The organism is Allomuricauda sp. ANG21 (genome assembly GCF_040705235.1).
Classification (GTDB): Bacteria; Bacteroidota; Bacteroidia; order Flavobacteriales; family Flavobacteriaceae; genus Flagellimonas; species Flagellimonas marina.
Window position 1 is genome coordinate 101816 of record NZ_JBFCVT010000013.1, and the last position, 10800, is coordinate 112615.

General features: G+C 41.8%; 12 protein-coding genes. 7 read left to right on the forward strand and 5 right to left on the reverse strand.

Annotated features, from left to right (window positions below):
- Positions 1 to 4: 4 nt before the first annotated feature.
- A complete protein-coding gene (locus AB1A65_RS15180; RefSeq protein ID WP_366590779.1) occupies positions 5 to 457 on the reverse strand; it encodes a Rid family detoxifying hydrolase in 453 nt (150 codons plus the stop codon).
- 57 nt (positions 458 to 514) lie between these two features.
- Between AB1A65_RS15180 and AB1A65_RS15185 the strand changes: the two genes are divergently transcribed.
- The 3 genes from AB1A65_RS15185 (at position 515) to AB1A65_RS15195 (ending at position 3608) form a co-directional block, all read left to right on the forward strand.
- Positions 515 to 2023 (forward strand): helicase HerA-like domain-containing protein, encoded by a 1509-nt coding sequence (locus AB1A65_RS15185; protein WP_366590780.1) that lies wholly within the window; start codon positions 515 to 517, stop codon positions 2021 to 2023.
- A gap of 4 nt (positions 2024 to 2027) precedes the next feature.
- Complete coding sequence (locus tag AB1A65_RS15190; protein WP_366590781.1) at positions 2028 to 2576, forward strand: hypothetical protein; 549 nt, start codon at positions 2028 to 2030, stop codon at positions 2574 to 2576.
- A gap of 72 nt (positions 2577 to 2648) precedes the next feature.
- Positions 2649 to 3608: a DUF4440 domain-containing protein gene (locus AB1A65_RS15195; RefSeq protein ID WP_366590783.1), complete on the forward strand. Its 960-nt coding sequence runs from the start codon at positions 2649 to 2651 to the stop codon at positions 3606 to 3608.
- On the opposite strand, the gene AB1A65_RS15200 is transcribed toward AB1A65_RS15195, so the two are convergent.
- A complete protein-coding gene (locus tag AB1A65_RS15200) occupies positions 3605 to 4027 on the reverse strand; it encodes a helix-turn-helix domain-containing protein (RefSeq protein WP_366590784.1) in 423 nt (140 codons plus the stop codon). The genes AB1A65_RS15195 and AB1A65_RS15200 overlap by 4 nt on opposite strands.
- A 97-nt stretch (positions 4028 to 4124) precedes the next feature.
- Here AB1A65_RS15200 and AB1A65_RS15205 point away from each other — a divergent pair, with 97 nt between their 5' ends.
- The 3 genes from AB1A65_RS15205 (at position 4125) to AB1A65_RS15215 (ending at position 5860) form a co-directional block, all read left to right on the forward strand.
- A complete protein-coding gene (locus AB1A65_RS15205; protein WP_366590786.1) occupies positions 4125 to 4964 on the forward strand; it encodes an alpha/beta hydrolase in 840 nt (279 codons plus the stop codon).
- 34 nt (positions 4965 to 4998) lie between these two features.
- Positions 4999 to 5421 (forward strand): VOC family protein, encoded by a 423-nt coding sequence (locus AB1A65_RS15210; RefSeq protein WP_366590787.1) that lies wholly within the window; start codon positions 4999 to 5001, stop codon positions 5419 to 5421.
- Positions 5422 to 5701: 280 nt separating this feature from the next.
- On the forward strand, positions 5702 to 5860 hold the full coding sequence (locus AB1A65_RS15215; protein WP_366590788.1) for a hypothetical protein: 159 nt from the start codon (positions 5702 to 5704) through the stop codon (positions 5858 to 5860).
- On the opposite strand, the gene folD is transcribed toward AB1A65_RS15215, so the two are convergent.
- The 3 genes from folD to AB1A65_RS15230 form a co-directional block, all read right to left on the reverse strand.
- The gene (gene folD, locus AB1A65_RS15220) at positions 5857 to 6744 is read right to left on the reverse strand and encodes a bifunctional methylenetetrahydrofolate dehydrogenase/methenyltetrahydrofolate cyclohydrolase FolD (protein WP_366590789.1); all 888 of its coding nucleotides are present in this window, start codon (positions 6742 to 6744) and stop codon (positions 5857 to 5859) included. The two genes, AB1A65_RS15215 and folD, sit on opposite strands and share 4 nt — an antisense overlap.
- 124 nt (positions 6745 to 6868) lie before the next feature.
- Entirely contained in the window at positions 6869 to 8197 is a 1329-nt protein-coding gene (gene ffh / locus AB1A65_RS15225) for a signal recognition particle protein (protein ID WP_366590790.1), read from the reverse strand.
- A 108-nt stretch (positions 8198 to 8305) separates the two neighbouring features.
- The gene (locus AB1A65_RS15230; RefSeq protein ID WP_366590791.1) at positions 8306 to 10072 is read right to left on the reverse strand and encodes a hypothetical protein; all 1767 of its coding nucleotides are present in this window, start codon (positions 10070 to 10072) and stop codon (positions 8306 to 8308) included.
- Positions 10073 to 10185: 113 nt separating this feature from the next.
- On the opposite strand from AB1A65_RS15230, the gene AB1A65_RS15235 reads away from it, so the two are divergent.
- The gene (locus tag AB1A65_RS15235) at positions 10186 to 10686 is read left to right on the forward strand and encodes a sigma-70 family RNA polymerase sigma factor (RefSeq protein WP_366590793.1); all 501 of its coding nucleotides are present in this window, start codon (positions 10186 to 10188) and stop codon (positions 10684 to 10686) included.
- Positions 10687 to 10800 lie beyond the last annotated feature (114 nt).

Below are 10800 nucleotides of genomic sequence, written 5' to 3' on the forward strand. Positions count from 1 at the left end.
CCTATTACTTTACGGCCAAAGCCTCAATCTCAACTTTCGCATTCCTTGCCAACCCACTGGCGGCAAAAGTGGTTCGGGCAGGCTTTTGGGTAAAATATTGGGTGTAGATTTTATTGAAGTTGGCAAAATCGTCCATAGTACTTAAAATTACCGTGCACTTTACCACATTTCCCAAATCCATATCGTGCTGTTTCAGCACTTCCTGAATGTTTTTTATCGCCTGTTCAGTTTCTGCTTCAATACCGCCTTCAACCAAAGTCCGGGTGGTGTGGTCCATTCCTATTTGCCCAGCCAAAAAAAACAAATTCCCAGCTTGAACGGCATCACTAAAGGGAGCGCCCTGCTTTTTGGCCTCGTGCGATTTATGAAAAATAAGCTCGGTTTCGTCTTGGGCATGGATGGACACTGTTGTTCCCAAAATGAAAGCAACTAGTAAAATAAATTGAAAAGGTTTCATGACAGGGTTTTTTAGATTTGCTTAAAATTACCCTATTTTTATCGGAAATTGAATGGGATGGGCAACAAAGAAAAATTCTTTGAACACATAGAACAAGGCTACACCACCAAAGGTGACTTTATTGTTATGGGTGCCGGAATGTTGGATGGTGAGACCATAACCAATGCCTACGTGAAGGTTCCCCTAAAAACCCTAAATCGACATGGCTTGATTGCGGGTGCCACGGGAACTGGAAAAACCAAGACCCTTCAGGTTTTGGCCGAAAATCTATCGGAAAAGGGAATTCCGGTGCTGTTGATGGACCTTAAAGGCGACCTTAGCGGGATTGCCCAACCCAGTCCAGGCCACCCAAAAATTGATGAACGGCATGAAAAAATAGGACTCCCTTTTGAAGCCAAAGGTTTTCCGGTGGAGATTTTGTCCCTTTCAGAACAAGATGGGGTACGCCTAAGGGCCACCGTCTCTGAATTTGGCCCTGTATTGTTATCGCGAATCCTAGACCTTTCTGTTACGCAAGAAGGCATTGTTGCCGTTGTCTTTAAATATTGCGATGACAACAAACTTCCGTTGCTTGACCTAAAAGATTTCAAAAAAGTGCTCCAATATGCCACTGGAGAGGGCAAAGAAGAGTTCCAAAAGGCCTACGGGCGTATTTCCACCAGCTCAACGGGTACTATTCTGCGAAAAATCATTGAACTGGAGCAACAGGGCGCCGAACTTTTCTTTGGCGAAAAATCTTTTGATGTAGAGGATTTGGTTCGGATTGATGAAAATGGAAGAGGGTATGTGAACATCATCCGGTTGACGGACATACAAGACCGGCCCAAACTTTTTTCAACCTTTATGTTGAGTTTATTGGCCGAAATTTATGCCACTTTTCCAGAGCAAGGCGATAGTGAGCGACCTGAATTGGTCCTTTTTATTGATGAGGCCCATTTAATTTTTGACAATGCATCCAAAGCCTTGCTGGACCAGATTGAAAGTATTGTAAAACTTATTCGTTCCAAGGGAATCGGTCTCTATTTTGTGACTCAAAACCCAACCGATGTTCCCGATGACGTGTTGGCCCAATTGGGATTGAAGGTACAACATGCCCTTAGGGCATTTACGGCCAAAGACCGAAAAGCCATCAAACTAACCGCGCAAAACTATCCCATTACAGAATTTTACGATACGGCTGAAATTCTCACATCCTTGGGAACCGGAGAGGCGCTGATTTCTGCATTGGATGAAAAAGGACGGCCCACTCCGCTGGCCGCCACCATGATGCGGGCACCCATGAGCCGAATGGACATCCTTTCCGAAGAAGAGCTTAAAGAAACCCTGGGAAAATCGAAGTTGATTAAAAAATACAATGAGGATATCGACCGGGAAAGTGCCTACGAAATCCTTAATGAAAAAATTGAAAAGGCCGAGAAAGAAGCTGAAAAGGAGAAGGAACAAACCTCCTCCCGAAGATCAACATCCACAAGAAGAAGCACCCGAATGAACCCCGTGGTCAAGGTGCTCACCAGCGCAACCTTTATTAGAGGTGTGCTTGGGGTATTAAAAAAAGTGATTCGATAATTTAATGAGAAATAAAACTGCCCTACTACTGCTAGCCTGCACGTTGGCTTTTGTACAATCCTGTGAAAAAGACACGCCCTATCGCATCACTGAAGATAGTGTGGGTCCCCTTTTAAAATCATCCCCCGTTTCAGAACTGGAAACACTCTTTGCCAATGATTCTGTTGTAAAGGACACTGCAAATCTTAGCATTGGAAATTCATCAAAAAAGATTGAAGTTTTTGAGAAAGGAGGAAAACATCTATTGACCTTGACACCCAGTACGGACAGCATCCCCACCATTGAAAATGTTAGGGTTCTGGACAAACGTTATAAAACGGATAAAGGCATAGGACTACAAAGCACCTTTAAGGACATTCAAAAGCAGTATGCCATTAAGAAAATAGTGACGACCATTAGCAGTATTGTGGTTTTTCCAAAGGAAAGTAACCTCTATTTTACCATTGACAAGGAAGAATTGCCATCCAATCTTCGTTTTTCTTCATCCAATATTGAAGCAGTGCAAATCCCGGATGAAGCCAAAATAAAGTACCTGATGTTGGGGTGGGAATAACTTGTTAATTTATTGCTAAACAGGAGCATAAGACTCTATCAATTGGTTATTTTATAGTCCAAAGCCAAACCAATGAAAAACCTGTTGTTTATTTTTTGCCTGCTTCCCGCTGCACTCTGGTCGCAATATGATTTTGAGCCTTCTGTGGAACACCCGTATGGTCTGCCCAACCCAAAGGCCCCTACTGAACTTTTAGACTTTGCTCCCTTAATAGGAGAATGCAATTGTACATCCCAAGCTAGAAAAGCGGATCAAACCTGGGCCGAGCCTGTGAATATGATTTGGCGTTTCAAGTATATTATGAACGGAATGGGCATTCAGGATGAGACACTGAAAGAAGATGGCACGTATTCCGGCAGCATCCGTCAATTTATTCCAGACAGCACAAGATGGTATGTGCACTACTATAGTTTTCCAAGAGTTTCAACCACCTTACCCTCGTGGGAAGGCAATAAGACAAAAGATGGAAAAATTGTGCTTTACAGGGAACAAAAAGCTCCCAATGGAACAGACGGGTTTTATAGACTCACTTTTTACGACATTGCCGATTCAGGGTTTAAATGGATTGGGGAATGGGTGGATAAAACGGAATCCGTTGTTTTTCCAACTTGGAAAATAGATTGTACCAACGGAAAAGTCAACCATGGCAATGAGGTGGAAAAGGCTAAAATCATAACAGCGACAAAAACATTTTCAAAAGCCTATATAAATGGTGATTTTGAAAGCATGGCCAACAGCTACACTGAGGATGCCAAAATTTTTCCTAATAATGCGGATATCATATCCGGCCGAGAAGCTATTAAAGAACGATGGATGATGGGGGCTGGGACCAAAATATTGCATCATAAGATACTCCCTGAAGAAATTACCTTTCTTGGAGACTATGCCCACGATTATGGATACTTTGAGGGAAAATCGGAAAATAAGGAGGGTTCCGTTGACAACTGGAAAGGAAAATATGTGGTGGTTTGGAAAAAAGAGAACGATAATTGGAAAATGTATCTGGATATCTGGAATCAGATTCGAGATTAAAACAGTCCATATTTTTCCCGATTTGCCAGTACTTTTGGGCTATTGGCCTGCATCCATTCGGTCAGCTCCAATAACTTTTCCACATAGGATTGTCCAAATTCGGTAAGACTGTATTCCACCCGAATGGGGACTTCAGGATATGCTGTTCTGGAAATATAGCCATCTGCTTCCAATACTTTTAACCGTTGGCTCAATACTTTATTTGAGATTCCGTACACATACTTTTTAAGCTTGTTGAACCGAAGTACTGGGAAGTAGGCCAACCAAAGAATAATAAGGATACTCCATTGGTCAGAGGCCACAGACATGACATCACGCACGGGGCAAAGTTCGGGCGGGTTCCTGAAATCGATATGCCCAAACATTTTTTCCAATTTTTTGACGGTTCCAACTTCTTGATTTTCAGCAACAGTTTCCATACGCTTACTTAGTTTTGTTGAGGTGACTTCTTTTTTGTTCTAAAATGAATATGTACTTTTAGTAACTATTAAAGAGTAAGTTACAAAAAGTAACCGTATGAAAAAACTCCTAGCAAAAATAATTCCTTTGGCCTATGGCCAATATTTTAATCTTTATACAATCATCGCCCCAAAAAAAGCAGCCAATAAGGCATTTCATTTGTTTTGTACGGTTCGGAAAGGCCGTGTACAACCCCAACAAGTGGATTATTTAGAGGAAGCCAAACATTCCCTAGAATACGTTGGCAACCTGAAAATTCAGACCTACCACTGGAAAGGTGGCAAGGATACCGTGTTATTGGTACATGGTTGGGAAAGCAACACATTCCGGTGGCGCAACCTTATAAAAAAGTTACGCGAGGCCAATTTTAACATTTTTGCCTTCGATGCTCCGGCCCATGGATATTCCTCTGGGAAATATTTACATGTTCCTTTATACGAAAAAACCTTGCGCCATATGATAGAGAAGTTTAACCCAAGGCATCTTATTGGACATTCTGTTGGGGGTATGACTTTGATGTACAACGAATTCACCAACCCAAATCCTGATGTGGAAAAAATGATTCTTATCGGATCACCATCAGAGTTTCATGAGATCATGCAACACTACCAAGATCTATTACGATTCAATGATGGGGTGATGAAGGTTTTGGATAAGTATGTTCAGGATCGGTTTGGGTTTAAAATCCATGATTTTTCCACTTCAAAATTTGCTGAAACCAATAGTAAAAAAGGGCTTCTCTTTCACGATCGTTTTGATGCCATTACACCCTATCATGCTTCGGTAGCAGTGCATAAAAAATGGAAAGGGAGTCAACTGGTCACTACGGAGGGGTTGGGCCATTCCATGCATCAGGAAGATGTGAACAATCAAATCATCACTTTTTTGGAAGCTTAAAAAAAATTGCCCTAACTTTCCTAAAAACTCAATTATGCCAAATATTACTCCTTTTCATGTTGCCATTCCCGTTCATAATTTGGATGAATGTCGAGTTTTCTATTGTGATGTTTTGGAATGCGAGGAAGGGCGAAGCAGTGACCATTGGGTAGATTTCAATTTCTTTGGACATCAATTGGTGATTCACTACAAACCTAAATCTGAAGAAGGTTTGCACACCAATCCAGTCGACGGAAAGAATGTGCCCGTCCCCCACTATGGCGTTGTTTTGGAGTGGGATACCTTTCAATCGTTTTCCAAAAAAATGGAAGAAAAAGGGATTGATTTTGTGATTGCACCCTACATCCGATTTAAGGGTGAGCCGGGGGAACAAGCCACCATGTTTTTTTTAGATCCGGCCGGAAACGCACTTGAATTCAAAGCGTTCAAGGATATGGAACAATTATTTGCAAAGTAGCTCAGTCTATGGCCAAACCTTTACTGTGTGCCCGGAGAATGGATATGTTACTTCCCACGCAGTTGAGAAGCCTTAAAGCTTGCACTTTTCATTTAGGTTTCTACTGCGCTCGACCCGACAGATTATTCAAACTTCTAAAAACCAAGACTTAAGTATAGGCTTATCCCGAATTCACAGTAAAGCAAGTTATCGAATATTTGGGGTAAAAAACAAGAACAACACCCCTAAAACGTTATATAAGAAGTTGAACAGGCAATAGTGCCCCCCAAATCGTACTATTATGAAGATTATTCTACTATTGATTACGGTATTGGTTTCATCCTTGGCCGTAACCAGTTGCACCAATGACGAAGGCGATAATGATCTTGATTACCTAGCTCCCAATGATGAGGAAGAGGTTCTTCTGATGGGAACCCAAGCGGATGAAAACCAGGATTAAGCTTTTTTAGCTTGGTGCCTTTCTCTTGCCAGCAGGGTATTTTTCAACAACATAGCAATGGTCATTGGGCCTACTCCTCCTGGCACCGGCGTTATGTAGGAGGCCTTTTTACTGACCTTATCAAAATCCACATCCCCGGTGATGTAATAGCCTCTTTCCCGTGATGCATCGGGTACTCGGGTAATGCCCACATCAATGATGACCACCCCCTCTTTGACCATATCATCCTTTAAGAAGTTGGGAACGCCCAATGCGGATATCACAATATCCGCCTGGCGGGTAATTGATGCTATATCCTTGGTTCGGCTATGGGTTAGGGTTACGGTGGAATTAGCCGCTTTTCCTTTTTGACTCATTAAAATGCTGATGGGTCTTCCCACAATATGGCTTCTTCCAATGACAACGGTATGTTTTCCTTCGGCTTCCACATTATAGCGACGCAATAGTTCCATAATGCCAAAGGGTGTTGCTGAAATAAAGGATTCCATCTCCAAGGCCATTTTTCCGAAGTTAGTGGGGTGAAAACCATCTACATCCTTATCGGGGTCTACGGCCATGAGCACTTTTTCTTCATTGATATGTTTGGGCAACGGCAATTGCACAATATACCCATCAATATCTTGATTGGCATTGAGGTCGGCCACATGTTGCAACAATTCTTCTTCTGTGGTTTCTTCGGGAAGGTGAATCAAAGTGGATTCAAAACCAATTTTTTTGCAGGAACGCACCTTGCTGCCCACATAGGTGAGACTGGCACCGTCATTGCCCACCAGAACTGCGGCCAAATGGGGAACTTTTTCACCCCGTTCCTTCATTTGGGCCACCTCAACGGTGATTTCTTCTTTGATTTGGTTGGATATTTTTTTCCCGTCAAGGATTTCCATGGTCTTGTATTTGGTTTTGGTTATAGCTCTCCGACTACTGACTACTGACTTCTGACTTCTGACTTCTGACTACTGACTACTGACTACTGACTACTGACTACTGACTACTGACTACTGACTAAAATTATCTCATATTCTGCATCATCTGCATCATCTTTTTGCCGCCACCGCCTTGCATCATCTTCATCATTTTGCTCATTTGATCGAACTGCTTTAAAAGTTGGTTCACTTCTTGGATGGAAGTTCCGCTACCAGCGGCGATTCGTTTTTTACGGCTTGCATTTAATTTGGAGGGGGTAGATCGCTCATCGGGAGTCATGGAGTGAATGATGGCCTCGATATGCTTAAAGGCATCATCATCAATATCCAAGCCTTTCAATGCTTTTCCCGCACCGGGAATCATGCCCATGAGGTCCTTCATGTTCCCCATTTTCTTAATCTGTTGTATTTGACTCAAGAAATCATCAAATCCAAACTTGTTCTTGGCAATTTTCTTTTGGATTTTTCGGGCTTGTTCTTCATCAAACTGCTCTTGGGCTCGTTCAACCAAGGAAACCACATCCCCCATCCCCAAAATACGGTCGGCCATTCGGGAAGGGTGGAACACATCAATGGCTTCCATTTTTTCACCGGTACCGATGAACTTAATGGGTTTGTCCACCACAGATTTAATGGAAATGGCCGCACCACCACGGGTATCACCATCCAATTTGGTGAGGATGACCCCATCAAAATTAAGGACATCGTTAAAGGCCTTTGCCGTATTTACCGCATCCTGACCGGTCATGGCATCCACCACAAATAGGGTTTCTTGCGGTTCAATCGCTTTATGGATATTGGCAATCTCGGTCATCATCTGCTCATCCACAGCCAAACGACCAGCGGTATCGATAATCACTACGTTGCAACCTAAACTTTTGGCATGTTTTATCCCTGCTTTGGCTATGGCAACTGGGTCATTGTTCTCCCTATCCGAATACACCTCGACCCCAATTTGTTCACCAACTACGTGCAACTGGTCAATCGCAGCGGGACGGTAGACATCACAAGCCACCAAAAGTGGTTTCTTGCTCTTTTTATTTTGAAGGAAATTGGCCAGTTTTCCCGAAAAAGTGGTTTTACCTGAACCTTGTAGACCGGACATGAGAATTACCGATGGATTTCCAGAAAGGTCAATACCTTCGGTTTCGCCTCCCATGAGTTCCGTCAACTCATCCTTTACAATTTTGACCATGAGCTGGCCTGGTTGCAAAGTGGTCAATACGTTCTGACCAAGCGCCTTTTCCTTTACTTTATTGGTGAATTCCTTGGCAATCTTAAAATTGACATCGGCATCCAGTAACGCTCTTCGAACTTCTTTAAGGGTTTCCGCAACATTGATTTCTGTTATCTGTCCATGCCCTTTGAGGGAATGGAGTGCCTTATCCAGTTTTTCGCTTAAATTATCGAACATAGGTGCTCTTTATTTTAAAAGGAGGACAAAGTTAAGAATAATAACAAAGAAAAGGACGGCTTTGGGGAGAGCCGTCCTTCTCAAATCAAAAAGATTGGGGAAAATTTGTTATGGTTTCTCGAACACTAAGGTCTTAAGGGTTCCATCTCCACTCTCGTTCTTCAATTCTATTCGAGTAGCGGTTACCGAAATTATTTTCCAATCCTCGGTTAATTCTCCTAAAATATCTGCGCTATCAAAGTTGAGGTAGCACTTTAGTCCTTCTTCAGAATCCCTTAGAATTCTCCATAGACCTTCTGCCGTTACATTACCCAATAGGGAAACTTCAACTTGGTGCATCGTGGAGAAATTGAAATCCAATCCTGTGAATTCTGAGGTTATGTCCACTTCTCCTTCGGTGCAAAGGGCAACATTCCATGCTCCACCCATCATTATGTTTCTAATTTCGGTAATGTCGCCGTCATCGGCACTGTCATCACACACTTTTAGAAGTACCAATTCGTAATCGGTTTCGTCAATCTCAAATTTCAGTCTTGAGTTGGTCAGATCACGCACAGGCCACTCAAAACTTACGCCTTCTTCATCGCCAATATTAATCATTAGGGACAATACCATTTGGCTGTTTAGTCCAATCTCCCATGTTCCTTCGGAAGTATTGACACCGTTGCTCAAAGTTACCATACCTTCTGCCATGAACTTAAACTCGTAGCCTAAAAGCCTTTCAATCTCCTCACCTTGATTGGTAACTTTTTTTATGATCCACTCGCATTCTCCAAGGAGTTCCCTCAAGATATTGGGGTTTGGTTCTTCGCCAGGAGTGGTATCGCACCGTTGTTTTAGGATAATCTTATTGCCATTGTCGTTATAGAATTTGATTTTGTCGTCATCCAACTCGTAAACGACCCATTCCAAGTTAAAGTCGACCAAGAATTCAAAGTCCAACTCAACCAGAACACCCTCGTTTGTTGCAGTAGTGCTCCAGGTTCCATTAATGGTATTACCGATACGGTCATTCACCGTTACACTTCCATCTTCTTTGAAAGTCATAAGATACTCCAAGTACTGATCGGTCTGATTTACATTTTCACGATACATCTCGCGAACTTCCCATGGACACTCAACCAAAAGGGCATCCAAGCGTTCTTTGGTGAAATCATCATCATTATAATCGTCATCATCATCTTCATCGCACATATCCTTGGCGTTACTTAAGGCTGCAGCCAATGAAGCGTTGTTCTGAACAACAATTTCAGTACCATCATATTTTTTAAGGGTCAGCGGAAACTCTATGCTGATAAGATCGTTTTCATCCAATTCCGCAAAGAACCTTCTCATTTGCTCATCGCTCTCAATCTTTACTTCTCCAGACTGCTGGGCGTTGATATCAAAAGTGAAAAGTGTGATGGGGTAGACAAAGTCTATACATTCAATGTCATCATCACTGCCACCTTCAAAACATTCCTCAGCTTTTTCGAGCAGTTGTTCTTTGTTTTCAATTACGATTTCGGAAAAATCGGGCAAGGTAATGGTAATGGGAAAGAAAATATCTAAGATGTCCTCATCGTCATCCACTTCATCAAAAATTTCTTCGATGGCGTGCAAATCTTCTTTGGAATCCAATGTAATCTCGATACCATTAACCTCAACAGTGTAGGGAAATCGCACCGCAAAACAGCTGGCACCATCTACAATGTTGTCATAGGAACCATCTTTGGAAGAGGTTTCCTTAATTAATGTAGCTACAGAAGAGTTAGCTTGAATAGTTTCTTGTTCATCAGTACCTCCCACTTCTTCGAACTCGTCTTGGCAAGAGGTGAAATTAAGGGCCAAAAGCGCTAGCCCTACATACAATAAGTTGTTGATCAACTTTTTCATAACAATTTGAATTTTGGGGTTACAATTCAATTCTAAAACAACCGTGTTAAAAAAAACCCTACCAAATCTTAATTTTTTTCAAATATCTTTGATGAGGAAACAAATTCTTTTCCATGAGCAACGTATGTGAAGATCAGGTCTTCAGTTCCATATTCAAGGCCCATTCCAAAACGGTTTTTAACTACATATATTACAAATTTGGCAATGAGGAGAAGGCCAATGATGCTGTACAAGAAGCTTTTGTGAAGCTTTGGGAAAATTGTGCCAAGGTAAGCCCAGAAAAAGCGAAGTCGTTTGTGTACACTGTGGCCAACAATCTATATCTTAATGTAATCAAAGCGGAAAAAGTACGCTTAAAATATGCCAATAGTGTTGATGATCATTCTTCAAATCTTTCCCCAGAGTTTTTGATGGAAGAACAGGAATACAAGGAAAAGTTGGACAATGCTCTGAATGCATTACCGGAAAACCAACGGACCACATTCTTGCTCAACAGGATTGACGGAAAAAAATATGCTGAAATTGCAGAGATGGAAGGTGTTAGTGTAAAGGCCATTGAAAAACGGATGCATTTGGCCCTAAAAAGCTTACGGGAGCAGATTGATGGAATATAGGACAATTAGCAATGAACAATTTACAATAAGTGCAAAAACTTATCAGATCGGATTCATTTATTACTGTTAATTGAACATGTAAATTAAAAAAGTAGGGTATTTTATACCATAGTT

Excerpts from the sequence above, each read along its gene's own strand:
- AB1A65_RS15200 (WP_366590784.1), bottom strand. The coding sequence starts at position 4,027 with ATGGAAACTGTTGCTGAAAATCAAGAAGTTGGAACCGTCAAAAAATTG.
- AB1A65_RS15180 (WP_366590779.1), bottom strand. The coding sequence starts at position 457 with ATGAAACCTTTTCAATTTATTTTACTAGTTGCTTTCATTTTGGGAACA.
- AB1A65_RS15195 (WP_366590783.1), top strand. The coding sequence starts at position 2,649 with ATGAAAAACCTGTTGTTTATTTTTTGCCTGCTTCCCGCTGCACTCTGG.
- ffh (WP_366590790.1), bottom strand. The coding sequence starts at position 8,197 with ATGTTCGATAATTTAAGCGAAAAACTGGATAAGGCACTCCATTCCCTC.
- AB1A65_RS15205 (WP_366590786.1), top strand. The coding sequence starts at position 4,125 with ATGAAAAAACTCCTAGCAAAAATAATTCCTTTGGCCTATGGCCAATAT.
- AB1A65_RS15210 (WP_366590787.1), top strand. The coding sequence starts at position 4,999 with ATGCCAAATATTACTCCTTTTCATGTTGCCATTCCCGTTCATAATTTG.
- AB1A65_RS15235 (WP_366590793.1), top strand. The coding sequence starts at position 10,186 with ATGAGCAACGTATGTGAAGATCAGGTCTTCAGTTCCATATTCAAGGCC.
- AB1A65_RS15230 (WP_366590791.1), bottom strand. The coding sequence starts at position 10,072 with ATGAAAAAGTTGATCAACAACTTATTGTATGTAGGGCTAGCGCTTTTG.
- AB1A65_RS15215 (WP_366590788.1), top strand. The coding sequence starts at position 5,702 with ATGAAGATTATTCTACTATTGATTACGGTATTGGTTTCATCCTTGGCC.
- folD (WP_366590789.1), bottom strand. The coding sequence starts at position 6,744 with ATGGAAATCCTTGACGGGAAAAAAATATCCAACCAAATCAAAGAAGAA.
- AB1A65_RS15190 (WP_366590781.1), top strand. The coding sequence starts at position 2,028 with ATGAGAAATAAAACTGCCCTACTACTGCTAGCCTGCACGTTGGCTTTT.
- AB1A65_RS15185 (WP_366590780.1), top strand. The coding sequence starts at position 515 with ATGGGCAACAAAGAAAAATTCTTTGAACACATAGAACAAGGCTACACC.